Annotated in this window: 25 protein-coding genes, 1 pseudogene, 1 riboswitch and 1 other annotated feature; of the genes and pseudogenes, 7 read left to right on the forward strand and 19 right to left on the reverse strand. The window is 41.2% G+C overall.

Annotation, left to right across the window (positions count from 1 at the left end):
* Positions 1 to 130 precede the first annotated feature (130 nt).
* A pseudogene (locus C5695_RS14910) lies at positions 131 to 286 on the forward strand (aldo/keto reductase); the annotation flags it as partial.
* A 45-nt stretch (positions 287 to 331) separates the two neighbouring features.
* On the opposite strand, the gene C5695_RS14915 reads toward C5695_RS14910, so the two are convergent.
* The 6 genes from C5695_RS14915 to C5695_RS14940 all read right to left on the reverse strand — a co-directional run bounded on the left by C5695_RS14915 (position 332) and on the right by C5695_RS14940 (position 7,935).
* Positions 332 to 1,831: an extracellular solute-binding protein gene (locus tag C5695_RS14915; RefSeq protein WP_117731395.1), complete on the reverse strand. Its 1,500-nt coding sequence runs from the start codon at positions 1,829 to 1,831 to the stop codon at positions 332 to 334.
* Positions 1,832 to 1,856: 25 nt separating this feature from the next.
* The gene (locus tag C5695_RS14920) at positions 1,857 to 2,717 is read right to left on the reverse strand and encodes a carbohydrate ABC transporter permease (RefSeq protein WP_117733143.1); all 861 of its coding nucleotides are present in this window, start codon (positions 2,715 to 2,717) and stop codon (positions 1,857 to 1,859) included.
* Between the two features lie 219 nt (positions 2,718 to 2,936).
* Positions 2,937 to 3,689, reverse strand: coding sequence for an NAD-dependent epimerase/dehydratase family protein (locus tag C5695_RS14925; RefSeq protein ID WP_117731396.1), 753 nt, complete (start codon positions 3,687 to 3,689; stop codon positions 2,937 to 2,939).
* Positions 3,690 to 3,735: 46 nt separating this feature from the next.
* Positions 3,736 to 4,638, reverse strand: coding sequence for a dienelactone hydrolase family protein (locus C5695_RS14930; protein ID WP_117731397.1), 903 nt, complete (start codon positions 4,636 to 4,638; stop codon positions 3,736 to 3,738).
* A gap of 130 nt (positions 4,639 to 4,768) precedes the next feature.
* Complete coding sequence (gene leuS / locus C5695_RS14935) at positions 4,769 to 7,183, reverse strand: leucine--tRNA ligase (RefSeq protein ID WP_117731398.1); 2,415 nt, start codon at positions 7,181 to 7,183, stop codon at positions 4,769 to 4,771.
* 97 nt (positions 7,184 to 7,280) lie between these two features.
* Positions 7,281 to 7,502: a binding site (T-box leader), on the reverse strand.
* A 103-nt stretch (positions 7,503 to 7,605) separates the two neighbouring features.
* Positions 7,606 to 7,935 carry a DUF4257 domain-containing protein gene (locus C5695_RS14940; RefSeq protein ID WP_223250657.1) on the reverse strand — a complete coding sequence of 110 codons (330 nt, stop codon included), beginning with the start codon at positions 7,933 to 7,935 and terminating at the stop codon, positions 7,606 to 7,608.
* Positions 7,936 to 8,360: 425 nt separating this feature from the next.
* Between C5695_RS14940 and C5695_RS14945 the strand changes: the two genes are divergently transcribed.
* Together C5695_RS14945 and C5695_RS14950 are read left to right on the forward strand one after the other, a co-directional pair.
* A complete protein-coding gene (locus C5695_RS14945; RefSeq protein WP_117731399.1) occupies positions 8,361 to 9,164 on the forward strand; it encodes a YtvA family blue-light photoreceptor in 804 nt (267 codons plus the stop codon).
* A gap of 174 nt (positions 9,165 to 9,338) precedes the next feature.
* On the forward strand, positions 9,339 to 10,040 hold the full coding sequence (locus C5695_RS14950; RefSeq protein WP_117731400.1) for a sunset domain-containing protein: 702 nt from the start codon (positions 9,339 to 9,341) through the stop codon (positions 10,038 to 10,040).
* Positions 10,041 to 10,105: 65 nt separating this feature from the next.
* Here the strand turns inward: C5695_RS14950 and C5695_RS14955 are convergent, their stop codons facing one another.
* The 7 genes from C5695_RS14955 to C5695_RS14985 form a co-directional block, all read right to left on the reverse strand.
* On the reverse strand, positions 10,106 to 11,416 hold the full coding sequence (locus C5695_RS14955) for an ABC transporter permease (protein WP_117731401.1): 1,311 nt from the start codon (positions 11,414 to 11,416) through the stop codon (positions 10,106 to 10,108).
* On the reverse strand, positions 11,406 to 12,104 hold the full coding sequence (locus C5695_RS14960) for an ABC transporter ATP-binding protein (RefSeq protein ID WP_117731402.1): 699 nt from the start codon (positions 12,102 to 12,104) through the stop codon (positions 11,406 to 11,408). The genes C5695_RS14955 and C5695_RS14960 overlap by 11 nt, the downstream gene beginning before the upstream one ends.
* Before the next feature lie 21 nt (positions 12,105 to 12,125).
* Positions 12,126 to 13,121 (reverse strand): ABC-2 transporter permease, encoded by a 996-nt coding sequence (locus C5695_RS14965; RefSeq protein ID WP_117731403.1) that lies wholly within the window; start codon positions 13,119 to 13,121, stop codon positions 12,126 to 12,128.
* Complete coding sequence (locus C5695_RS14970) at positions 13,115 to 13,993, reverse strand: ATP-binding cassette domain-containing protein (RefSeq protein WP_117731404.1); 879 nt, start codon at positions 13,991 to 13,993, stop codon at positions 13,115 to 13,117. The genes C5695_RS14965 and C5695_RS14970 overlap by 7 nt, the downstream gene beginning before the upstream one ends.
* Positions 13,986 to 14,378 (reverse strand): GntR family transcriptional regulator, encoded by a 393-nt coding sequence (locus tag C5695_RS14975; protein ID WP_117731405.1) that lies wholly within the window; start codon positions 14,376 to 14,378, stop codon positions 13,986 to 13,988. Before C5695_RS14975 ends, C5695_RS14970 begins: the two co-directional genes overlap by 8 nt.
* Before the next feature lie 17 nt (positions 14,379 to 14,395).
* The gene (locus tag C5695_RS14980) at positions 14,396 to 14,575 is read right to left on the reverse strand and encodes a hypothetical protein (protein ID WP_117731406.1); all 180 of its coding nucleotides are present in this window, start codon (positions 14,573 to 14,575) and stop codon (positions 14,396 to 14,398) included.
* Positions 14,576 to 14,717: 142 nt separating this feature from the next.
* Positions 14,718 to 14,993 (reverse strand): YtzC family protein, encoded by a 276-nt coding sequence (locus tag C5695_RS14985; RefSeq protein WP_117731407.1) that lies wholly within the window; start codon positions 14,991 to 14,993, stop codon positions 14,718 to 14,720.
* 152 nt (positions 14,994 to 15,145) lie between these two features.
* On the opposite strand from C5695_RS14985, the gene C5695_RS14990 reads away from it, so the two are divergent.
* Together C5695_RS14990 and C5695_RS14995 are read left to right on the forward strand one after the other, a co-directional pair.
* Entirely contained in the window at positions 15,146 to 16,111 is a 966-nt protein-coding gene (locus C5695_RS14990) for a tRNA modification radical SAM protein MnmL/YtqA (RefSeq protein ID WP_117731408.1), read from the forward strand.
* Entirely contained in the window at positions 16,108 to 16,683 is a 576-nt protein-coding gene (locus C5695_RS14995) for a tRNA 5-(aminomethyl)-2-thiouridylate-methyltransferase MnmM (protein WP_117731409.1), read from the forward strand. Before C5695_RS14990 ends, C5695_RS14995 begins: the two co-directional genes overlap by 4 nt.
* Before the next feature lie 220 nt (positions 16,684 to 16,903).
* Here the strand turns inward: C5695_RS14995 and C5695_RS15000 are convergent, their stop codons facing one another.
* Both C5695_RS15000 and C5695_RS15005 read right to left on the reverse strand, forming a co-directional pair.
* Positions 16,904 to 17,983: a tetraprenyl-beta-curcumene synthase family protein gene (locus C5695_RS15000; protein WP_117731410.1), complete on the reverse strand. Its 1,080-nt coding sequence runs from the start codon at positions 17,981 to 17,983 to the stop codon at positions 16,904 to 16,906.
* A gap of 30 nt (positions 17,984 to 18,013) precedes the next feature.
* A complete protein-coding gene (locus C5695_RS15005; RefSeq protein ID WP_117731411.1) occupies positions 18,014 to 18,793 on the reverse strand; it encodes an alpha/beta hydrolase in 780 nt (259 codons plus the stop codon).
* 45 nt (positions 18,794 to 18,838) lie between these two features.
* On the opposite strand from C5695_RS15005, the gene C5695_RS15010 reads away from it, so the two are divergent.
* Positions 18,839 to 19,354 (forward strand): gamma carbonic anhydrase, encoded by a 516-nt coding sequence (locus C5695_RS15010; protein WP_117731412.1) that lies wholly within the window; start codon positions 18,839 to 18,841, stop codon positions 19,352 to 19,354.
* A gap of 142 nt (positions 19,355 to 19,496) precedes the next feature.
* On the opposite strand, the gene asnB is transcribed toward C5695_RS15010, so the two are convergent.
* Together asnB and metK are read right to left on the reverse strand one after the other, a co-directional pair.
* The gene (gene asnB / locus C5695_RS15015; protein ID WP_117731413.1) at positions 19,497 to 21,395 is read right to left on the reverse strand and encodes an asparagine synthase (glutamine-hydrolyzing); all 1,899 of its coding nucleotides are present in this window, start codon (positions 21,393 to 21,395) and stop codon (positions 19,497 to 19,499) included.
* A 137-nt stretch (positions 21,396 to 21,532) separates the two neighbouring features.
* Complete coding sequence (gene metK, locus C5695_RS15020) at positions 21,533 to 22,735, reverse strand: methionine adenosyltransferase (protein ID WP_117731414.1); 1,203 nt, start codon at positions 22,733 to 22,735, stop codon at positions 21,533 to 21,535.
* Positions 22,736 to 22,930: 195 nt separating this feature from the next.
* A riboswitch (SAM riboswitch) is annotated at positions 22,931 to 23,064 on the reverse strand.
* A gap of 226 nt (positions 23,065 to 23,290) precedes the next feature.
* Here metK and pckA point away from each other — a divergent pair.
* Positions 23,291 to 24,877 (forward strand): phosphoenolpyruvate carboxykinase (ATP), encoded by a 1,587-nt coding sequence (gene pckA / locus C5695_RS15025; RefSeq protein ID WP_117731415.1) that lies wholly within the window; start codon positions 23,291 to 23,293, stop codon positions 24,875 to 24,877.
* Between the two features lie 41 nt (positions 24,878 to 24,918).
* Here the strand turns inward: pckA and C5695_RS15030 are convergent, their stop codons facing one another.
* Positions 24,919 to 25,161: a DUF2584 domain-containing protein gene (locus C5695_RS15030; RefSeq protein ID WP_017358362.1), complete on the reverse strand. Its 243-nt coding sequence runs from the start codon at positions 25,159 to 25,161 to the stop codon at positions 24,919 to 24,921.
* A 39-nt stretch (positions 25,162 to 25,200) separates the two neighbouring features.
* Positions 25,201 to 25,995, reverse strand: a complete 795-nt coding sequence (locus tag C5695_RS15035) for an alpha/beta hydrolase family protein (RefSeq protein ID WP_117731416.1) — start codon at positions 25,993 to 25,995, stop codon at positions 25,201 to 25,203.
* Between the last annotated feature and the right edge of the window lie 6 nt (positions 25,996 to 26,001).

The raw sequence follows: 26,001 nt of genomic DNA on the forward strand, positions 1-26,001 counted from the left end.
TTTATTTGAATTGTTCATTTAAGATGCTGTCTTCCAGCACTGAAAGCGGCTCTCCGTACACACGTTCAATGTGAGCTTGAGCTGCTTCAATTTAATTGCTGCAAGCCTTATAGTGAAAGAAAAACGGGCAAGCGTGATCACCATTCCAAAATCAACGAAAGCACATCGTTTAAAAAAAAATGCTGACATATTTGATTTTGCCTTATCTGACGAGGAAATGAAGCGCCTTTCTGACTTAAATGAAAACAAACATATCGGTCCAGACCCAGACAACTTCGACTTTTAATGAAAACACCCCCGCTCTTTAACTGTGCGGGGGTGTTTATATGAATCACTTTGATTTTTTAAAGGCAGCCTCATACTCTTCTATCATTTTATTACCACCGTTTGATTTCCACTTCTCAACGTCTTTCTTAAATTGATCTTCACTTATATCTCCAAGAATAAACTTATAAGTCGCATCATCAATGATTTTTTTCAATTCATCTCCTCGCTCTGAGGCTGTTTCTGAATACAGGCTTTCAGCAGGATTGGCAACGATTATGTTTTGATTGTCTTCTTCTAGCTCTTCATATTTTGTGCGGACCGCATCTCCTTTATTTTTCAAATAGCGTTTATCAACTCCCACAAGACTGACAAGCGGCTGTACATCTGTCTGCCAGCTTTTCACTTGGCTTTCTTCTCTAACAAATGTATTCCCTTCTTCTTTCTTATAATGCTTGCCATCTATACCGTACGTCATAAGACCATAGACATCTTCTTCAGCAATGCGGTCAAAGAAGGACAAAATCCGCTTTAATTCTGCCTCTGATTTCACGCTTGTTTTAGGGAATGCGAAGATGCCATTATGACCACCTGATGCCCACACACGTTCTTTGCCATCTGGGCCTTTGATTCGGTTCAAGATATCTACTTTCAAGTTCTTATCTGTCGCGTCATCTCTCAAGTTCACTGCATCTACCATATTTCCAACATAGATGCCTGCTTTTCCTTGTGAGAATAATTCCTGCTGCTGTGTTTTGCTTGTTACAGGAAAATCTTTATTGATATAGCCATGATCACGCAGTTTTTTCATGTACTTCATTGTATTCATGTACTCATCTGTCATAAAGTCTGGCGTGAATTTGCCGTTTTCTTCTTTCCAGTCTGTCGGCATTCCTTCATATGAACCAAGCGTTTTAAATGCCCCATAAATCAAATCGTTCCGATCCGTAAAACCAATTGTATCCGCTTTTCCGTTTTGGTTGGGATCTTTTTCAGTAAAGGCTTTAGCTACCTCATAAAGATCATCCAACGTTTTTGGTGTATCCAAATTTAAATTTTCAAGCCAATCCTTTCGAATGACAATTCCTTGTCTTGAAAGTGGTCTCTCTCTATAAATGCCATAAAGCTTACCGTCTATAGAGGCATTTTTATTAATCAGTTCGTTCATCTTACTTAAATTTGGATAATCCTTCAAATACGGACCGACTTCCCAGAACATACCTGATCTGAACGCATTAATAGCAGACGAATTCTTAATGTCTTGAATCGTCACAATTTGCGGCAGATTTCCTGCGGCAAGGGCGGAATTTAACCGGTCTTCCTTCACAGCATCAGGCACCCATGTAATGTCAATCTCTGTATTTGTGAGCTTCTCAATCTCTTTTAAAACAGAATCCTTCGGCGGCTGCTGATGATACAAAATGGCCATCCATGTCAGCTTTACCTTTTTATCTAAATCAACCTTTTCATCTGATGAGCTTGCTCCTTTGCTTGAACATGCCGATAGAATACCGCTTGCTGCAAATAACAGGACAAACGCAATCAACCATAATTTCTTTCTCCCCATAAGATCCCTCCGTTGTTCCATCTTTTTAACCCTTTACAGAACCTAGTAATGCCCCTTTGTTGAAATGCTTTTGAATAAATGGATAAACAAGCAGAACAGGAATAGTCGCGACTACAATGACAGCCATTTTAATCGTTTGGTCTGGTGGTGGAGTCGATGAGCCCATATCTGACATATCTCCCTGCATTCCGCTTGAGACAATGACAATCTGCCTGAGCAGCACCTGAATCGGCCATTTCACTGAATCATTTAAATAGAGGATCGCAGTCATATACGTATTCCAATACGTCACCGCATAAAAAAGTGAAATGGTCGCAATGGCTGGCAAGGAAAGCGGCAGCACAATTTTAAAGAAAATCCCTAAATCGTTACAGCCATCCATCTTTGCAGATTCCTCAAGGCTTGCCGGTATGTTTTGAAAGAAGTTTTTCAAGATGATCAAATTGAACGCATTGATTGCAACCGGTAGAATAAGTGACCAATAGGTGTCAAGGAGACCAAGTGTTTTCACCACAATAAATGTCGGGATCATTCCTCCACTAAACAGCATCGTAAAGACAACGAGAAACATTAGTGTTCTCCGGCCTTTTAGCTCCTGACGAGACAGCCCATATGCCATAAGTGAGGACAAAAACATACTGACAGCTGTTCCAACGAGCGTCACAAGAATGGACACAATGAGGCTACGGTACACAATATCCGTAGAGAAAATATACCGATAGGCCTCTAAAGAAAACGTGGTCGGAAACAAGATAAACTTCTTCGTGATGACCTCTTCTACTGTAGCAAAAGAGGCTGCAATGACATGGATGAACGGAAGCACACATATTAATGCGAACATGAGTAGAAAAGAGTAATTCAATAAGTTGAACAATCGGCCTTTAATAGAACGATCTATGTTCATCACACCCTTTCTTTGAAAGCGTTATCATTTTGTCCGAAAATATGCTGCAGCCTGTGACGATATCGTGATTAAAATGTAACAAACGGGGGAAGAAAGCGTCTATAATCATCTTGACAGACCAACTGGATTGCTCCTGTCAATCGTACTTTTATGCTCATGAAACAAAAGAATAAGATCATCAGCTAATGACATGATTATGCCCTACGCCTGATCATCTTCTTCAAGAATCTCCGTCGTATTCACATCAGGTCTATAGTCTAACTCATGCTTCGTGTTTTCCGTAGACCAAGGTTTTTCATCGTTTTCTGATACAGCGTAATATGTCCCAAAGGGAACGGTCGTTTCAATCGCTGCCTGTGTCATCCCTACAAGATCCTTATGTGAAAGAAGTGTCCTTTTCGTTCGTGCTTTCTTGTGTAACGCTCCCATCTCATCCATCACAACTGTTCCAATCCGCAAATGAATGACAGACATCCCCGTTTGATCGTGGAATAAACGGCCCAGCTGCTCAGAAGCAAATTTTAAAATACCATAGACATTTTTAGTCGCGGGTACATCATTTGTTGTAATATTTCTCCCTAGTAAGGAAAGACCACCTTTTTCATAACGATCAGTCACATGGTTGCTGCTGGCAAAAATGACTTTTCGTATGCCGAGCCTTGCAGCTGAACGAAACATATAATAAGAGCTCCCCCAAAAAATATCACTCATTTTTTCAAATTCCTCATGATTCATCACATCATGCGTCATATCCATGTTTAGAAGGTGGATGATGACATCTGTATCTCGCGGAATCGCCTCATATACTTCCTGTTCATTCGTTGCATCTGCTAAAACGACTTCCTTTGCACAGCTTGTTTGATCAATAATGGTGATATCGTACTCAGAAGAGAGAGCTTTAGTTAAGATACGTCCTATCACACCGCATCCGCCAATGATGGTCAATTTTTTCATCTGTCTCCTCCTTTCTTTTGACGTAGTATGTCCAAGCCTTTATGGATTACAGCCACTTTTTCAAAAATCGAGTAGCCTCGTGGCGCATAGCGGCTGTTTCAAAATGACCTGCATGAAGACCAACAAGCTGGTACCGTTCTTTCAATGAAGCAGCTTGATAGGTTTGGCTCAATTCCTTTTGAATGCGTGCGACGCCTTCAGCTGGCGTGAGCGAATCAAGTTTTCCAACTAGGCTTAAATGCGGCCTTGGAAAAATCATTTTCTGAATATCTGCTGCTGTAAAGTGCTTTGCTAAGCTTGGCACATAGTAATAAAATCCATGCCTGTCTAAATTGTTCGTTTCAATTAAAGTGTGATGATCGACCTGTGCGCAAAGATCAATACATACACTGATCCTCTCATCAAGCGCAGCCGTCCACCAGGAAAGCAGTCCTCCCATTGACATCCCAAAAACAGCTAACCGTTCGCCCAGCACGTCAGATCGAGACAGCACATAATCAATTGCACACATGCTTTCATACAGCATCATGCCCCACATTACTTTTCCTGTTAAAAGCATTTCCTTAACAATTTCACTTTCGGTTCTTCCTCTTCTCTCACCAAACCCTGCATGATCAATAGCCAGGACACTATAGCCTTTTGATGTGAACTCTTTCGCATATGAAGGCGCTTGTAAATAATGAGCACCCTTTATCAACTCTTCCTTCCCATCCACGTAGTTCCCGCCATGAGAGTGCTGAAACAGCACAACAGGTCTTTTTTTCACCGTATCCTTCGGTTTCACAAAATAAGCGGGTACTTCCTCTACACCATGAATCGAAAGAATGAGTGTTTCGACTATATACGATTCACGTTCCTCGATTTTTAACGTATAAGCCTCCATGCGATGCCGTTCTGGCATTTCTCCTAACAGACTGAGCAGTTGTTCACGTTTATTTTCCTTTTCCATTGACGTCACTCCTCATTTTCTTGATCACCTGTTAAAATACGAGATCGATAAAGCATTCACCTTGTTTTCGACAAAATTATGTCCCGGGAAATAAAGAACACCCACCGGTTTATACCGATGGGTGTCATCATTAATTTGCAACAATATTGACAAGCTTCCCAGGAACCGCAATCACTTTGCGAATGGTTTTCCCTTCAAGCTGTTCTTTTACGCGTGCATCATTTTTCGCTAGCTCTTCTAACTGTTCTTTTGTTGCATCGGCAGGAACAGTTAATTTTGCTTTCACTTTTCCATTCAATTGTACGACAATTTCTACTTCATCGTCGACAAGCTTTGACTCGTCATATTGCGGCCAAGCTTCATAAGAAATGGATCCTTCATGACCAAGTTTATCCCAAAGCTCTTCCGCTAAATGCGGTGCAATTGGAGAAAGAAGTTTCACAAAGCCTTCTGCATATTCTTTCGGCAATGTATCAGCCTTGTAGGCATCATTAATAAATACCATTAATTGAGAGATTCCCGTATTGAAGCGCAGGCCTTCATAATGGTCCGTTACTTTCATCACAGTTTCATGATAGCTGCGTTCTAATGCGCCACCAGATTGCTCCGTCACTGTATCACTGATTGAGCCATCTTCATTTGTAAATAGACGCCATACACGATCAAGGAAACGGCGAGCACCATCAAGTCCTGTTTCAGACCAAGCGATTGACGCATCTAAAGGACCCATGAACATTTCATAAAGTCGTAATGTATCCGCACCATGAGATTCTACGATATCATCTGGATTGACAACGTTCCCTTTTGATTTACTCATTTTTTCATTATTTTCTCCAAGAATCATACCTTGGTTGAACAATTTCATGAATGGTTCTTTTGTCGGAACAACACCGATATCGTACAAGAACTTATGCCAGAAGCGTGCATATAGAAGATGCAGTACAGCATGTTCTGCTCCGCCGATATAGACATCAACCGGAAGCCATTTCTTTAGCTTTTCAGGAGATGCAAGTTCTTCTGTGTTATGCGGATCAATATAACGTAAGAAATACCAGCAGCTGCCTGCCCATTGCGGCATTGTATTGGTTTCACGGCGTCCTTTTTTACCTGTAACAGGATCGACAACCTCAACCCAATCTTTGATATTGGCTAAAGGTGATTCACCTGTACCACTTGGCTTAATCTCAGTCGTCTTAGGCAAAATCAGTGGAAGCTCTTCCTCTGAAACAGCTGAAGACGTTCCGTCCTCCCAATGAATAATTGGAATTGGCTCACCCCAATAACGCTGGCGGCTAAATAGCCAGTCTCTTAAACGATAAGTGACTTTCTTTTCGCCTTTTTGATGTTCTTCCAGCCATGCAATGGCTTTTTCAATCGCTTCTTCTTTTCCTAATCCATCGAGGAAATCAGAGTTAATGTGTATTCCATCACCTGTGTAAGCTTCTTTTTCAATGTCTCCGCCTTCGACAACTTCCTTGATTGGAAGATCAAATGTTTTGGCGAATTCATAGTCACGCTCATCATGGGCAGGTACCGCCATAATCGCACCTGTTCCATACGAAGCCAACACGTAATCTGCAATCCAAATCGGCATTTTTTCACCATTTAATGGATTGATGGCATAAGCACCTGTGAAAATACCTGTCTTCGTTTTTGCAAGATCTGTCCGCTCTAAGTCGCTCTTTGATTGAATTTCTTTGATATATGCTTCGACTGCTTCTTTTTGAGCAGCGGATGTCATTTTTTCAACAAGTGCATGTTCTGGCGCAAGGACTGCATATGTTGCACCAAATAGTGTATCAGGACGCGTTGTAAACACAGTAAACTGTTCGTCATGTCCTTCTACTTCGAAATGAACGTGAGCGCCCTCTGAACGTCCGATCCAGTTACGTTGCATATCTTTGATGCTTTCAGGCCAATCAATGTCTTCTAAATCTTCTAGCAGCCTGTCCGCATACGCTGTGATTTTCAGCATCCATTGTTTCATTGGACGTCTTTCTACTGGATGCCCTCCGCGTTCACTTTTTCCATCAATGACTTCTTCATTTGCAAGGACTGTGCCAAGCGCTGGGCACCAGTTCACTGGTACTTCATCGATATACGCCAATCCTTTTTCATACAACTTCAAGAAAATCCATTGTGTCCATTTATAATAATTCGGATCTGTCGTATTGATTTCTCGATCCCAATCATATGAGAACCCTAGTGATTGAATTTGGCGGCGGAAGTTATTGATGTTCTCTTCTGTAAAGACCGCCGGATCATTCCCTGTATCTAGCGCATACTGTTCTGCTGGAAGACCAAATGCGTCCCATCCCATTGGATGAAGAACATCGTATCCCTGCATGCGTTTCATGCGTGATAAAATATCCGTTGCTGTGTAACCTTCAGGGTGCCCGACATGCAGCCCTGCTCCTGATGGGTATGGAAACATATCAAGCGCATAGAACTTTGGTTTATCTTCCGAGTCAGATGTGGCGAATGTTTTATGTGTCAGCCAATAATTCTGCCACTTCTTTTCAATTTCCCGATGCTGAAAACTCAATGTGAAAACCTCCTTTAATATGTACGGCTGTATCTGCTCAGATGACCACTGCAAGAATTCAGATTTTTCTAAAATCAACAAAAAACCCTCATCCCTGGAAAGGGACGAGAGATTTTTTGGTTCCCGCGGTACCACCCTTGTTAGCGTCACTTTCTGTTTGTACGCTCACTTAATATCTTTAACGCAGACATGCGACAGAAGCTTTAACGCAACTGCAACTCTGAGGCGAGTTCAGAAGCAGATTTGATTGACTTTCACCAGCCGTCAATTCTCTAAAGACAAATACTGCTCTCCTACTACTCCTCTTCACTGTTCTTATCGTAACCGTCATCTAAGTAGTATTTTATAGAATTATGATCATAAGTGCAAGCAGGTTTGTATACAATGGGAATGTACCCTAGATCAGGGTAAAGTAGAGGGTATTATTCGTGTGGAGATCGGTTATGACGGTTGGAGTCTGCATTCTGTGAATGCTGTTCTCTTACAAAATCAAAGCTTCGCAGAACTGCTTCTCCTCCATAACCTGAAATAATTGATAAGATGACCAAGTGCAGACTAGAATCGGGATTTGAGGATAAGACAAGCAGTGTAGCGGCAATCATCCCAACGAGCCAATCTTCAATAAACCCTAAATAAATAAACTTTTTTGTCATTCTGGGCTTCTCTAGCCTGCCTTTTTTCTTTACGTGACCGAGAATGCCCATGACCCCTCCAATGGCGCAAGCAATAATGACTTGTTGCAGCATTTTCATCACCTTCCTAAAGCCCTTAGAATAGTAAAGCGACTTCAGGCTGTCCAGCCCCCTGTAATGCCATTCTGCTGTTCCGTCATAATCCATGTAAAAGGTCTATTCTCTCTAACGAAGAAAAAAAGCTTGTTTCTTCCATTATATGTGAATGACCCAAAACAATCTTGATGCATTGGAATCATTTTTACCTAATCCATATTAACTATTTTTGTCATTTTATGAATTATGAGCAATTGATTCCTTCTTTTTCTAAAGAAAAGTCTCCTTACTTACTATATTCTAATGGAGGACAAACTATGATGACAAATTTAACAAAGCCATTGCAATCGTTGAAACAGAACATATGTTATGTTACGTTAGTAAGGAATACCTTTGGTTGAAAAGACAACCATTTGATATGTCTGATAGCAGCAACAAAGGAGGGTAATATGGTCAGCTCGAACATCTTCGGCTTGCAAAAACAGCTTGAACTCATAAAAAAAGCGCTAGATCATGCGCGGATCGGTGTTGTCATTACAGACCCTTCTTTAGAGGATAACCCTATCGTTTATGTGAATCATGGCTTTACACACATGACTGGATACAAACCAGATGAGATGCTTGGGCGTAATTGTCGATTCCTTCAAGGGAAAGACACAGATCAAGAACAGCTTGATCTCATACGACATGGATTAAAGAATAGAACACCTATTACCACACAGCTAAAAAACTATAAAAAAGACGGTACTTTTTTTTGGAATGAACTCAATATAGATCCTCTATACATTGAACAAGATGATAAAACATTTTTCATTGGTTTTCAAAAGGATATTACGAAACAGAAAGAATATGAACAGCTCCTAGAAGATTCCTTACAGGAAGTCACCTCTCTTTCGACGCCGATCGTCCCAATCAAAAATGGGGTATCTGCTTTACCGCTCATCGGAAAACTATCTGAAGAACGCTTTGATGCCATTGTCTCGAAGCTAACTTGTATATTAGATGATTCAAAGGATGATTATTTAATTGTCGACCTTTCTGGTTTAATCGATGTTGATGATTCCGTTGCGGCACGCATTTTCAAGCTGCATCATCTCCTCAATTTAACTGGAACCGAATTGATCATCACAGGAATCAAACCGCAGCTTGCGATGAAAATGAAAGACTTGGATACTGATTTACAGAATACGGTCACATATTTGACAGTTAAAGAAGCAATCAAAGGACTATCATTAGCTGATAACCCTGTGTAAACAGGGTTTCAGATTGTTGACAAAGGGATAAAATGATCTTTATTTTAGCCCTTTGTCTTCTTTTCAGCGTGTAGACAAACCCTGTGTAAACAGGGTTTTTTTAATTGAACCGCTCTCTGAAATGGAAAAATGAGGTATGATAGGTGTGAATAGAGATTTAGGGGGGGCTTCTAGATGATGATGTTGCTCATTTTAGGTATTTTATGTGTTGGTTTCGCCGTAGGATATGCCTTCAATTTCTTATTACCGAAACACCAGAACGAGCCGATCTTTTCAAAGAAACTATTTTATCCTGTTTTGATCCTTGGTCTCATCTTTTCCATCATGTCATTACCGTTTGCTGCCACAGATGCACAGAAGACAAAAGCAGATCCATCTTCAGAACAGCTGTTAAAGGATCAAAAGCAGCTCACAACTGACATATCACATTTAAAAGCTGACAAAGAAGAGCTTACCGTCTCTTTAGAAGATGCCACAAAGGAAAAAGAAAAATTAGCTAAAAAACTAGAAAACATCACCTCTGAAAAAGAAACAGTCAAACAGCACGAAAAAACCATTCAAGCGCTTGAAGAGAAAATAGACAAGCTTGCCTCAAGCAACGAAACACTTAAAAGAGAAAACAAGAAAAGCAGCAGCGATACGAAATCTTCCACCGTCCAGCGCTCTGCTCCTAAAGATGAAGGAAACAGTACGGGCGGTCATGAATCACAGAAAGAAACAAAAAAAGAATCGGCTGCCTGTAACATTAAAGGGAGTGTCAATGGCATTTATCACACACCGAGCAGCAGATACTACTCTAGAACAAAAAATGTAACCAAAATGTTCTGCTCCGTGGAAGAGGCAGAGCGTGCAGGGTACCGGGCACCTAAGCAGTAGCCCTGTGTGTTACGAAAAAAAGAACCTCCTGTGCGCCCAATTGGGTGTCTTAGGAGGTTCTTTTTTTAGACTTCTCTTCTTAATGCTGCTAATACATTCGTTTTTGTTGCTTTACGTGCTGGGTTAAGCCCTGAAAGGATCGCTACCCCTGCGCTAATCACTGTTGCTGTGATCACAAGGCTGAGCGGAATATAGGAGAAGGTAATCGAGAATTGATCACTTGCCCCTCCCTCAGACATGGACGACAGAATGGCTGGAATGATTAAATTGACGGCGAAACTTATGATATAGGAGATGATAATACCGATGATTGATCCAATTACCCCAATATAAGCACTTTCCATGAGGAACATTCGCTTGATAATCGATGGATTTGCGCCAATGGCTTTCATAATCCCAATCTCTTGTGTTCGCTCTGTTACCGCCATTGTCATCGTATTGAAAATCCCGATCGCAGAAATAATGACCGCGATACAGCCAACAAAAATGAGTCCAATTTTGAAAACCGTAAAGAACATAGCCATCCCTTCAAGCTGGTTTGTCACAGAGATGACTTGGTAACCCTCATCTGTCAGTTTATCGGTAAGCGAACCAACATTGTCGAATTTATCTGCATAGACAGAGGTCATTTTCTCGACATTTCCTGCTTCAGGAGATAGATCGAGTATTTGACCAAATTCCTTTTCATACGCATTCGGAATGAGAATTTTATGATCCTCTTGCCACTCCAGATTTGGCTTTTTCATAACACCTACTACACGGAAATCAAATGTTTTTTCTTTGACAACTTCATTTTCTTCATTGAGTTTTGGCACCTTGATTTGAATGACTTTATTTAAAATATCTTTTGTGTAGCTTTTTGGTTCTTCCGGTACTTCTTCACCATTTGTTGTCTGATTTAGTTCTTTTTCATAGGCTTTGCGCTCTTTGTCCGTCCATAGAAGTTCAGCCATATGATATCCGACCACAATTTCGTTCGCTGATGTTGGGACTTTCCCTCTGTCTAGCTCAAGTCCGGCTGCTTTTTCTTCTTTCATATCAGTCAAAGCAACCTGCGTTTCACCTGAGCGGTCATCAAGCTCGACCTTTACCGGTGGAATGAGCGCCGTTCTTGAGACGACAGATTTAACATGATCATATTTCTTTAGATCATCTGTCTTGACATCTCCTTTTTCCTTGCCTAACACTTTCACTTCTGTGATGATTTGCTGTTTCATGATTTCATCTTGCGCCGATTTTTGCAGACCAAAACCAACAGATGCTAAAACGATTAAGAAAGAGCATGCCATTGTCGTCGCAAGAATGGTCATAAACACACGCAATCTATTTTTCTTCATGTTTCTTCTAATGAATTTGACCTGATCTCTAAATTTCAACGGATTGTTCCCCTTTCTTTAATACACCATCATGAAGCTGGAACGTGGTATCTGCGATTGAAGCGACTTCATCGTCATGTGTAATAATGACAAACGTGATTCCTTTTTCGCGATTGAGCTGCTGGATAAAGGCTAGAATTTCTCCTTCAGTTTCTGAATCGAGACTGCCCGTTGGTTCATCCGCTAAAATAATAGATGGATTTAAAATCAACGCTCTTGCAATACTCACACGCTGCTGCTGCCCGCCTGACAGTTCATTCGGGTAATGCCCTGCATGATGTTCAAGCCCTACTCGTTTCAGCATTTCTTTTACTTTCGCCTTTCGTTCAGAGGGTTTCACCCCTTTTAAAGTGAGCGGAAGTTCAACATTCTCATATGTTGTTAAGCTCCCGATCAATTGGAAGCTTTGAAAGATAAAACCAAAGTGAGCTAAGCGAAAATCCGCCCATTCTTTTTCGTTAAAGCCGGTCACATTGGTACCATCAACGACAATTTGCCCGCTTGTTGGCGTAATATATCCTGAAATTAAGTTCAATAAGGTCGATTTCCCCGAGCCGCTCCGCCCGACAATACAAGCAATATCGCCTCTTTTAATGGATAGGTCAATCCCTTTCAGCACAGGAATTTCATTCTCTCTGCCCTTTTTACCAATTTTAAATACATGATCTAACGCTTGAATCTGAATCATCTCTACTCCCCTACTCTCTGTTTATCTTTTTCGATATATTAAGAAATAACTCGTCAGTGCTCCTACAACGCCGCCTATTACCATGCCAGCGATATAACCAAACATGGAATTGTCAGAAGAAAACCCAACCCATCCAAACCCTAGAACACCGAAGATAATGACCAAAATTTGAATAGGTCTATCCATTTTCGGATAAAGAAAGAATCTTCCATTTCGTTCAATAGGGTGCTTCATAAAGCTAAACAAACCAATGAGATAAAATATAATCATCATCACAATGGGTATGATGAATTCCTCACTAGTAAACCAAACTGGATATTCACTCGGATCTCGATATTTAAAACGATCTGTTATATAAGTAATTGGTGCGATGGGCATAATAAAGTAGTCATAACTGACATCGACCCAATGTCTATTCGTTTTTAAAATATAATCTAAATGAAATATCGGAAGCCAAATTAATAAATATGGCAATATAGCTGTACTGAATGTGACAATGGCTTGACTTATTGCGCTTCCTGTTAAAGCACCAGCTGCGAGACACAAACTATAAATCATTAAGGTAGACACAAGTGCAATGAAGTAGCCACTATTAAAGTCGAACGTCTCTTTTGGTTGAATGCCTAATATGAGTAAGTAAGTGATGGCATATGACAACACATGAACGAGCGTGATAATACCGGCACCTAGGAAAAACTTTGTGTGGTAAATGGTGCTTCTGCTAAAAGGCAAGGATAAAGTGAAATCGATTTGCCCCTTATTTCTTTCATATCCCAATTGGATAATCGCAAAAAGCAAGCCCATCGTCCATGAGAGGGCGATAAAAATATCAGAACTAAAATTATAATAAAAGTCATTGTCCACTGTTGTACAAGTCGGATCGTTTAAACAAGTTTGAAAGGATGAGTACCCCATTAAAAAGGATAAAGGTGTGGCAAACACTGCAACCAGTATGACTAAAATAAATGTCAGCTCTGATTGCTTCCATTCCTTATATAATAATTGCCGCTTTACCATCTCCGTTTCCCTCCAAACTTCGCAATGAATACTTCTTCTAAATTGACAGGCAGTTCATGCCATACTTTTGGCTGCAGCGACTTCAAGTATTCTTTAGCCTCTACATCGTTTTTAAGAACAAGCGCTGTATAGAAAACGCCCGCTTGATCCAAAATTGCAACGCCATTTTTTCTAATACTTAAGTTCACATCTTCTTCAAAAGCCATCTGGATTTTGACATAATCATTCTTTAATTCATCTAAATCCATGACGCTTGTGAGTTGATTTCCTTCTAAAAATCCAATTCGGTTACACATCCGCTCAATATCTTCTAATCGGTGTGATGTAATGAGAATCGATGTTTCACGTTCCGCTACTTCGTCGATCATGAGCTGAAGAACATCATTTCTTGTCACAGCATCGATTCCATCTGTCGGTTCATCTAACAAAATGATCGCTGGCTTGATTGCAAAGCTTAAAATTAATGACAGCTGTTTTTTTAATCCTGTCGATAGTTCACGATATTTCACTTTTTCAGGAATTTCGTAGCGGTTCACAAGCTCATTGGCATAAGTCACGTCAAACTTTGGATAAATATGCTTTAACAGCTTAACAAGCTGTCCGTAATTGTATCTGTCAAAGTATGGATTGACGACTGGCATATACACAATATTTTGCTTCACTAAAGGGTGGTCTTTCACCAGCACGTCTTTAAAATAAATCTCTCCTTTATCTGGAAGAAGAATTTGCTGAATCAAGCGGAGAAGTGTTGTTTTTCCGGAACCATTCCTGCCAAGCAGACCGAAGATCTCACCTTCGCCTATTTTGAAGGAAACGTCACTGAGTACTTCACGTCCATTTAATGTCTTCGATACATTTCTAACCTCAATCAACTTTTTTTCCTCCCTCAAGACTTGAGCCGATCTCTTCTATCCATTCCTTCAGTTGTTGAATATCAATCCCGGCATAATGAGCTTCTATAATGAGTTGCCTTAATTGCTCCTTCATCTCCAATACCTTCCCTTCATTCAGCTTTAACTGAGCCCCTTCTGTCACATACGTGCCTCGGCCTCTTAATGTTTCAATAATTCCTTCCCGCTCAAGCTCCTTATATGCTTTACTGACGGTATTTGGGTTGGCGATGATAATGGTGGCGAGCTCTCTGACAGAGGGCAGTTTGTCTCCAGGTTTCATTACACCTTTTAGACATAAAATTTTTAACTGCTCAATGATTTGTTCATATATTGGCGCAGCGCTTCTTGGATCTATTTGAATCATGATCGCTCCCTCTTTCCTCATTCATGCTTTTGCAGTCCTATCGCTTGTTCATGCCCTTGCATTAAAGGGACTGAATTAGGTATCAAATCTTTTTGAACTTCAAAACCAATGAAAACGAGAACGAAAAAAAATGTACATGCTAATGCAACAGCCAGCACCATCCACTTCAAATTAGTTGGCTTTTTTTCTTTTTTCATGGTTGAACACCTTTCTTCACTTTTTAAGTGTCTTTAGTGTATTAGTTGATATAGTACAATTAATACAATATAGATGCTCAATCAAAAAGTCAATACCATTTCAAAAAATAAAAAACAGACCCTTAAAAGAAGGATCTGTTCATCATTCGTTATCGTAAGAAATACCTAAAATCATTTGATTTTGCAAGCTTTGAATTTGAACACGTGCCCTGTCTAATCGTTCTCTTTGTTGGTCATTGGCGACATCTTTTAATTTTTCTAATTCGTTGACCGCATCTTCAAGCATAAGCTGCGCCTTCGAAAATTCGTCCTCATTATAATGCTCTTGGCGTGAGCTTAAATCAAATTGCTCACTTGCAAACTCAAGCGTATCAGTACTTTTTTGGATAAATTCATCGATTGACTTCCTTGTTGCCATCTTACATTCCCTCCATTTCATCATCGCTCCCGCCTATTTTGCCCACGGAAAGCTTTTTCACTAAAGAAAATGTTGGACAGATTCAATTGTCCTCCTTCGTGATTTTTGTTAAACTTTAAGGATGCCTATTATTACGCAAGGAGGTTACTGACTTGGATCAGCATAACCCTTTTTTATATTCAAACAGCGAAAAACGCTATCACACATGGAACTATCATTTGCGTGAGCACTTTGGTCATAAAGTATTTAAAGTGGCCTTAGACGGCGGTTTTGACTGCCCAAACCGTGATGGTACTGTCGCACACGGAGGCTGTACATTTTGCAGTGCCGCTGGGTCTGGAGATTTTGCAGGAAACAGGGCTGATGATCTCATCACTCAATTTAACGAAATCAAAGACCGGATGCACACAAAATGGAAAGATGGAAAATACATGGCGTATTTTCAGGCGTATACAAACACACACGCCCCGCTTCCTGTTCTAAAAGAAAAATTTGAAACCGTCTTGAACCTGGAGGGTGTGGTCGGTTTATCTATTGCCACTAGACCTGACTGTCTGCCAGATGACGTAGTGGAGTACTTAGCCGAATTAAATGAGCGCACTTATCTCTGGGTAGAGCTTGGTCTTCAAACTGTACATGAACGGACCGCAATGCTCATTAACCGTGCCCATGACTTTGAATGCTATGTTGAAGGTGTAGAAAAACTGCGAAAACACGGAATTCGTGTCTGCTCGCATATCATCAACGGCCTGCCTCTTGAAAACCGAGACATGATGATGGAAACAGCAAAAGCTGTCGCGGATTTAGATGTGCAAGGTATTAAAATTCATTTGCTCCACCTTTTAAAAGGAACACCAATGGTCAAGCAATACGAAAAAGGTAAACTAGAGTTTCTAAGCCAGGAAGAGTATGTCCAGCTTGTTTGTGATCAGCTGGAGATTCTGCCGCCAGAAATGATTATTCATCGCATTACAGGCGATGGTCCAATTGAATTAATGGTTGGTCCAATGTGGAGTGTAAACAAGTGGGAAGTACTAAATGCCATCAATGCTGAGCTCGAAAGACGTAACAGCTTCCAAGGCAAACGTTTCATCAGATTGGAAGAAGCAGCCAAATGATCTTGAAACGCATGCTCCCTTTTAGTAAAGAACTGTTAGAGCGGGCTTGTCAAAAAGGCGACATCGTCATTGACGCCACGATGGGAAATGGCCACGATACTCTCTATTTAGCTGACCTTGTAGGAAATGATGGACAAGTATTTGCATTCGACGTGCAAGAGGAAGCCTTACAGCAGACGAGCAAAAGGCTTGGTGAGGGATATCCTTACGTTCATCTCATTCACGATGGACATGAACATCTGGCGGATCACCTGCCAAAAGATGTCCAAGGACAGATCTCTGGTGCGGTGTTTAACCTAGGGTACCTGCCCGGAGGCGATAAAGCCGTCACCACTCAGGCTCATACAACCATCGAAGCCATCAAACAGCTCCTCGACTGGCTCAAATCCGGAGGCCTGATCGTCCTTGTGATTTACCATGGCCACCCTGAAGGGAAAAGAGAAAAAGAAGTGCTTCTCGACTATTGCAGATCACTTCCTCATGAACGGGTACAAGTTTTATCATATCAATACATGAACATTCAAAACGACCCGCCATTTGTGGTCGCTATTGAAAAAAAGCTCAAATCCTAATGGATTTGAGCTTTTAGATTGTTGACAAAGTGCTAAAATGACTTTTATTTTAGCACTTTGTCTTCTTTTCAGCGTGATCTGAAAACCTTTGCATTCTAAGAAGGACGAGTACCGGAGCGGAGCGAATTTGACATTCGTGAGCACCGGCGCGCAGAACTGACAAAGAATGCGAGGGTTTGTCTACACGCTGAGCTCAAATCCTAATGGATTTGAGCTTTTTTTATGAAGTTTTCATCCAAGGCATTTTCTGATAGGTCCGGTAAGCTCTTCCGTTAATATAGAAAAAGAACGATGTTTTCCCGCTTGATTTGATCAGCCTTTTTGCCAACTTGTTCATCTCTTTTTGGGCTGTCACTTTTTCGTCGGACAAATAAACTGCCAGTAATCCTCTGTTAATCAATTTGTGAAAGTTTTCATGTGGAATGCCTTTCAACTGCTCATCTGCTTTCTCGATAAAATGCTGAAGTCTATCCATCATCTCATGATGAGAATCATAGTAGGAGCAAAAGTTCAGATCTCCCCCAATCCGATCTTCTTCTTGATCAATTAAATAATCGAGTAAAATGTGCAGTCCTTGAATATAAGGGAAATAGCTTTCGTAAATTTGCTTCGCCTGCTCTTCTGTAAAATCGGGCTGAAGGGCATACGCCACGAGACAGAAAATACCTAATGTTGATCCTGCACAAGCTGAAAATTCATACCATTCCATCTTAGGCAAGTCTTTTTCGTATTGGCGAAACCACGATTCAAGCCGTGGTACCCTCTCATGAGGAACGACGTGTTTATGTACTTGCAGATCACTATAGTAATCACACAGCGTGTGTAAATATGGCTGAATGATCGGATAATGATTAAGACGCGACAGCACATCTTGACATGTGCGGACAAGCGCATGTAAATACCCATGGTCCTCTTGATCCTCACGAAATTGATAGTACGGCTTGAGTTCAGCATGAATATCAAGCGCATCTCTCATCGCTTGATGTAGCATATGAAAATCTTTTGGATCAAGCGATGTGCTGCGGTCACACAGGTTATCTAAGTAATCACTAATGGTCTGATACGCCACAATGAATTCAATACATGTTTCTTTCTCTTTCCCTGCTAAAAGAGATAAAATGCCTCCCCCTTCACAGTGAAAGGTTTTACTGGATATGCTCGCTAGTGCCTGCGTTCTCAATTCTTCATTTTCAATCATTTCTGCATGAGCCCGCCACTTTTTCAGCTCCTGATGAACAAGCGGAAAAATATCTTTATACACTTTTGTCATCAGTGCAAAAGGACGCTCTGGTACTGACAAATCAATCCACCCCCAACTTAAAGCTCACCATCAAATATATTGATCTGTAAAGGCTCTTGCTGCCTTAAACACATCTTCTCTTTCAGGTTCATTAAAAATTTCGTGATATAGATCTTCCCATTCACGATATGATTTATTTGTTGATTCAATGCCATTGAACCATTTCACTACCCTCGTTTTATCCACGATCTTATCATCACCCGCCTGCATTAAAAGGAGCGGAATCGATTTAAAGACATTCGTTGGCTGCATGGCCGCATCAATATTTTTGATCAGCTCCCGGTACCAGCGGACCGACACCTTTGTTACGTAAAGAGAATCATTTGAGTCTGCCTCAATCACAGCCTGATTTCGTGTGGCAAGTTCAATTGAGAGCCCTGACTCGACTTTAAAAGACGGCGTGAGCACATTTAGACCTTTTGACGCAAAATCCATCAGCTTCTTCGGTTTAAATTGCAGACCTAAACAAGGTGATGATAAAATAAGGCCATCAATCTTCGTATGGGTATACTGCTTGACCCACTCAATTGAAATGAGTCCGCCCATACTGTGTCCAAGTAAAAAAGTTGGAAGCCTGAATGACTTCGCATGTTCGATCCATTCATCAACTGTATCAATGTATTGTTGAAACGAACGAATATGGCCGCGCGCACGTGTCGATGTCCCTTGCCCAGGCAGGTCTCCCATGACGACGTGATAGCCTGCATTTCGCCACATTTCGATCAACCATTTATATCGGCCGTGATATTCACTCGCACCATGCACAATCACAATTGTGCCAACCGGTCTTTCAGCATGCCAAGTCCACAAAGTAAACACCTCACAAATGTTGTATTAAGAAAGGAAGTCGAAAAAGTGATTTATCCATATCATCAGTTTACACCTGAGATTCATGAATCGGTCTTTGTCGCAGATAACGCCACCATTACTGGTGATGTCACGATTGGAGAATATTCAAGCGTGTGGTTCCAAACCGTCATTAGAGGCGATGTCGCTCCTGTGAGAATTGGAAAAAACGTTAATATTCAAGATTTATCCTGTCTGCATCAAAGTCCTGGAAAAACACTTCTTATCGAAGATGGTGCTACTATTGGACACCAAGTCACATTACATAGCTCAATCATTCGAAAAAATGCCCTCATTGGTATGGGGTCCATCATTCTCGATGGTGCAGAAATTGGCGAAGGCGCCTTTATTGGTGCAGGTAGTCTTGTCCCTCAAGGAAAAGTCATCCCGAAAGGATCACTCGCTTTTGGCCGTCCAGCCAAGGTCGTCCGGCAGTTAACCGATGAAGACATCGAGGACATGGACAGAATCCGCAAAGAATATGTAGAAAAAGGACAATACTATCGTTCCCTTTTATCTCGTTAACATCATACGTGTATCTTCACTTTATCATGTTTTTTTCAGGATATTAAGCAATAACTATGAACCGCTTGTTATTTTACCCTTTTCCACCGTTTTCTATCATGACAAAAAAGGTTTTCAGCACAAAGCTGAAAACCTTTTTTCATTAACTAAAGATGACTTCTTTCGGTTGATGATTTAACTGCTCTGGATCAATGCTGCGCTCCACATAAATGCTGTGCCAAATCATAAAGATGAGGACAGTCCAAATCTTACGGCTATGATCTGCTTTACCAGCACAATGTTCATTTAATAAATCAAGCACATACTCTTTGTTAATGTATTCATCTGTTTGACTGTTTTTGATGATGTCTTTCGCCCAAGCGTTCATCTCATTTTTCAGCCAATGACGAATTGGCACAGGGAAACCGAGCTTTTTGCGCATTAACACATGGTCAGGCACAATGCCTTCAGCTGCTTTACGCAATAAATATTTCGTTGTACCGTCTTTTGTTTTCAGCTCTTCTGGAATTTTAGAAGCGGCTTCGAAAACGACCTTATCAAGGAATGGAACACGAAGCTCAAGAGAATTCGCCATCGTCATCTTATCTGCTTTCAGTAAGATGTCTCCGCGCATCCACGTATGAATATCAACATACTGCATTTTGTTAATATCACTGTAGCCTGCACTTTCCTCAAAATATGTCTTCGTCACGTCACGATACGTGATGCTCGGATCATAATGCTTTAAGAGGTTTTTCTTCACTGGCTCTTCAAAGATTTTCGCATTTCCGATATAACGTTCCTCTAATGGCGTACAGCCGCGAACGATAAAGCTTTTCCCTTTCATTCCTTCTGGCATTAAACGCGTCAGACGAAGAAGAAGCTTTTTCAGCATAGATGGAACAGATTCAAATGGTTTAAGAGAAAGAGGTTCACGGTAAATATTATAACCGCCGAACAGCTCGTCTGCTCCCTCACCTGAAAGAACAACTGTCACTTGTTTCTTCGCTTCTTTCGCCACGAAATACAATGGAATTGCCGCTGGATCAGCTAAAGGATCGTCTAAATGCCAGACAATCTTCGGAAGCTCGTTCATATACTCCTCAGGAGAAATGACGGCACTAAAGTTTTCTAAGCCGAGCTTATCAGCTGTTTCCTTCGCTACATCGACTTCACTAAAGCCATCCTGCTGGAAGCCGACAGAGAACGTCTTCAGCTCAGGGTGTAATTCCTTTGCGACAGACACGATGAAAGATGAATCAATACCACCTGATAGGAATGAACCAACAGGTACATCACTTCTCATGTGGACTTTCACGGAATCATAAATTGCATCGCGCACTTCTTCAATTAACTTCTGTTCTTGTGTTTGCTCAGGCTTGAATTGCACCTTCCAGTAAGTCTTAAATTCGATTTCCTGTCCTGGGCGTAAAGTAAACTGATGACCTGGCTCTACTTTGTGCACCTTTTGATCAAGTGTATTTGGCTCAGGAACGAACTGGAACGACATGTATTGTTGCAATGAAGTCTCATCAAATAAAATGTTTTCATTCACAGCCATCAAGCTTTTGCGTTCAGACGCAAAGTATACTTGCTCATCCATTTGTGTAAAATAAAGCGGTTTGATGCCAAAAGGATCTCTTGCGCCATATAATTGCTGCGCTTCTTTATCCCAAATTAAAAAGGCAAACATGCCGCGAAGCTTAGATGCCGCTTCTTCTTTATAATGACGGTATGTAGCAAGTAGTACTTCCGTATCAGAATCTGTGCTGAACGTATACCCCTTTTTCACAAGCTCTTCCTTCAGCTCCACATAGTTATAAATTTCTCCGTTAAAAATAATCCAGTACTTTTCATCTTCATAAGAAAGCGGCTGCTTTCCGTGCTCAACATCTATAATACTTAAACGTCTAAATCCAAATCCTACATGCTCATCATGAAAGTAACCCTCATCATCCGGACCACGATGAACGATGAGACGATTCATTTGTTTAATTAAATCTTCCTGCTCAGTAGTTTCGGACAATGGACGGTGATTAAATACACCAACAAACCCACACATATTATTGCCTCCACGTTATGTTATTTCTTAAAAGTAGACCTATAATTAGACAGTATTTTGTCCGATTTTGTTTCACTTTTTGTAGAATTTTTTTAATCAAAAGGAAAACCGCTTAAAATAAGCGGTTTTTTATGTTGTTATTGTCCTAATGCTTCTTTACGAAGTGTATCGGCTTTATCCGTTTTTTCCCACGGAAGATCTAAATCATGACGGCCGAAATGTCCGTATGCAGCTGTTTGTTTGTAGATCGGACGACGCAGGTCAAGCATTTTAATAATACCCGCTGGACGAAGATCAAAGTTCGCACGAACCACTTCAATTAATTTTTCTTCAGAAGCTTTTCCTGTTCCGAATGTATCAATTGAAATCGATACAGGCTGTGCAACACCAATTGCATAAGCAAGTTGCACTTCACAAGAATCTGCTAGGCCAGCAGCTACGATGTTTTTCGCTACATAACGAGCCGCATATGCTGCAGAACGGTCAACCTTCGTTGCATCCTTCCCAGAGAAAGCACCGCCGCCATGACGAGCATAGCCGCCATACGTATCAACGATGATTTTACGTCCAGTTAAACCAGCATCCCCTTGAGGTCCACCGATGACGAAACGGCCTGTTGGGTTGATGAAGTATTTTGTGTCTTCATCGATCAGTTCACTTGGAACGACAGGGCGGATGACATGCTCTTTTAAGTCGCTTTGAATTTGTTCAAGCGTCACTTCTGGTGCATGCTGTGTAGAGATAACCACTGTATCAATACGAACTGGTTTGTTTTGTTCATCATATTCAACTGTTACTTGAGTTTTTCCGTCTGGGCGAAGGTAGGCAAGTGTTTCATTCTTGCGTACTTCTGTTAAACGACGAGATAATTTATGCGCAAGAGAAATCGGCAGCGGCATAAGCTCTTCTGTTTCGTTGTTTGCAAAACCAAACATCAACCCTTGGTCACCCGCACCAATGGCATCAATTTCTTCTTCAGTCATTGTTCCTTCACGTGCTTCAAGCGCTTTGTCTACACCTTGCGCAATATCAGCTGACTGTTCATCAATTGAAGTAAGAACCGCGCATGTTTCCGCATCAAATCCATATTTCGCACGTGTGTAGCCAATTTCCTTAATCGTGTCACGCACCGTCTTTGGAATATCGACATAAGTAGACGTTGTAATTTCACCGCTTACTAATACGAGACCTGTTGTGACAGAAGTTTCACAGGCAACACGTGCATTTGGATCTTTCTTTAAAATTTCATCCAAAATGCTGTCTGAAATTTGATCACAGATTTTATCTGGATGTCCTTCCGTCACTGATTCTGAAGTAAATAAACGACGATTTTGACTCATAATGGCTATTTCCTCCTGTACAAGACCACATCATCCCAAGATGAGGCCTCCAATATGATACGGAACTCGTTCCCTCTTATATTTGAAAACGTTTCTATTAGAGATGTTATTGGCAATTTGTTCATATGATATCCCAAAAATAAAAAAACCATTTCCTTCATTGCGAGGAAAGGGTCTGAGATCGCATGCCTTTCACTCTTATCGCTCAAGGTGTTCTTGTACCTTGCATCAGGTTAGCACCTTGGTTTCTCAGCATATTCATGCCTTTTCATAAGAAACCGGTTGCTGGGCTTCATCGGGCCTGTCCCTCCACCAACTCGGGATAAGAGTATCCGTTCAATAAGATATCTTATCTTAAACCCTTGCGTCATGTCAATGCTTCATCAGAATTATCTCCTCTTTTTTTCACCTCAATATTAGCATCACCAAAAAGCATATTTTCTTAGCAGAAATGAAAAAACACACACAAAAATAATTAAATAGTATAGACTATTATTATGAATGTGTTATACTAATCAAAACAAACAAATTCAACGGTAAAGGAAGGGTTTTTTTATGAACTCAGTGGATTTAAAAGAAGATTTGCAGTCATTGCTCTCATTAGAAAATACGCACCAAAATTTATCTGTTCCGAAACTTGTTGAAAAGATTTTGGCACGTGATGAAGGCGTTTTAACATCAACAGGAGCTGTCCGCGCTACAACTGGTGCCTACACAGGACGTTCGCCTAAAGATAAATTTATCGTCAAAGAAGAAAGCTCTCAACATAAAATTGATTGGGGTCAAGTCAATCAGCCGATCTCTAAAGAAGCATTTGACCGTTTATATACAAAGGTTGTGTCATACTTAAAAGAACGTGATGAACTATTCGTCTTTGAAGGATTTGCTGGCGCAGATGAAAGATACCGTATGCCAATTACAGTAATAAACGAGTTTGCATGGCACAATCTCTTTGCAAAGCAGTTATTCATCAGACCTGACGGATCCACACCATCTTCAAATGAAAAACCGTTCACCATCTTATCTGCACCACACTTTAAAGCAGATCCTGAAACAGATGGCACAAACTCTGAAACGTTCATTATCGTTTCTTTTGAAAAACGCACGATTCTGATCGGTGGTACAGAATATGCAGGAGAGATGAAAAAGTCCATTTTCTCAGTCATGAACTACCTGCTTCCAGAGCAAGATATTTTATCCATGCACTGCTCAGCAAACGTCGGTCAAGAAGGCGATGTTGCATTATTCTTCGGCCTTTCAGGCACTGGGAAAACGACGCTTTCTGCAAGCGCAAGCCGCAAACTAATCGGTGATGATGAACATGGCTGGTCTAGCTCAGGTGTCTTCAATATTGAGGGCGGATGCTATGCGAAATGTGTGAACTTAAGCGAAGAAAAAGAACCGCAAATTTACAAAGCCATCAGCTTCGGATCAGTTCTTGAAAATGTTGTGCTTGATGAAGAAACACGTGAAGCGGATTATGATGACACATTCTTCACTGAAAACACACGCGCCGCTTACCCAATCGAAATGATTGATAACATCGTTAAGCCAAGTATCGCAGGACATCCTTCTGCCATTGTCTTCTTAACAGCTGATGCATTTGGCGTTTTACCTCCAATCAGCCGTTTAACAAAAGAACAGGCAATGTATCATTTCTTGAGCGGTTACACTAGTAAATTAGCTGGAACTGAGCGTGGTGTTACATCACCAGAAACGACATTCTCGACTTGCTTCGGTTCACCATTCTTGCCGCTTCCAGCTCACGTCTATGCTGAAATGCTTGGCAAAAAAATCGATGAGCACGGCGCTAAAGTATTCCTTGTGAATACTGGCTGGACTGGTGGAGGCTATGGTACAGGCAAACGCATGAACCTTGCACACACAAGAGCAATGGTGCAGGCAGCGATTGAAGGTGACCTCGACAACGCCGAAATGATCACTGACGACATCTTTGGATTACACATCCCGCTTCATATTCCTGGCGTACCAGATGAAGTGCTTCAACCATCTCAAACATGGGATGACCAAGAGGCTTATCAAGAAAAAGCACACTTCCTTGCCAATGAATTTAAAAAGAACTTCCAAAAATTCAGCCACGCAGCTAGTGACATTGAAGCCAAAGGCGGACCACGCGTATAATAAAATACAAAAGCTGAGGAGATTGATTTCCTCAGCTTTTGTTAGTTGGTTGAATGCAAGGACACAAGACGGTAAGTCACTTTTGTAATATTGTCTGTAAGCTCCAGCTTTTCAACATGTGCTGTTCCTGTTTTTTCTCCGTCTTTCGTTTTTCGCACCTCAAGCGGAATATTTAATGGATAGATGCGGTACCCTTCCTTCATGAGCTCAAATACATTTTCTTCAATTCTTGTCTCTTTTCCCTTTGTGACAATCATTGTATTAAATTCAACAGGCATTCCCATACTGAAAATCCCCCTACTTTCTAAATTTCGTTATACTGCCTATTTTACCACATTTCCGCTTTTCCGGCTGTGCATCCATGTCGTCAGCCTTCGGACAATCTCCCGATTATGCTGTGGTGGAAAATAGTGGTTGTACCCATGAAAATACCATGTCTCCACTGACTTCCCGTGCTGACGCAGCGCACCCTCTAATAAATACGCATGCTCAATCGATACATTCTGATCCTCTTCTCCGTGGATGATGAGCACAGGTGCTTCAATTTGACCCACATCATTTAAAGGCGTTCTGTCCTCATAGGCCTCTGGCACCTTGTGCGGGGGACCGCCAATCACACGCTTCATCATTCTTCTCATATCCACACGCTCTTCATAGGTGAGCTTCATATCACTGACGCCTCCCCATGTCACAAAGGAAGCGGCCTCCTCTCTCATTTCGACAGCAGTCCAAATGCCCATAATCCCTCCGCGCGAAAAACCAAAAATGTGAATGCGATCCTGCTTCACTTTTTTATGATGCTTTAACAATTGAAAGGCAGCGAAAGCATCCTTCCGATCTTCTCCGGCGAAATCCTCGTTCCCTTCGCCTCCCTGATTTCCTCGGTAAAAGGGAGCAAATACGACAAATCCCTGTGCGGCAAATTGCACAATCCGGCCCGGTCTCACCATTCCAACATTCTTAATGCCGCCTCTTAAATACAAAAAGCCGTCATAGGAACCTTCTCCGGCTGGTTCAGCGAGCAGCCCTTTGATCCGAAGTCCATCTGCCTCATAGGTCACTGTAAATAAGTGAATATGCGGATGGGGTGACGGAAACCTTCTTTTTTCCACAATCACTTGATT

Origin of the sequence: Bacillus pumilus (genome assembly GCF_003431975.1) — a bacterium.
Taxonomy (GTDB): Bacteria; Bacillota; Bacilli; order Bacillales; family Bacillaceae; genus Bacillus; species Bacillus pumilus_N.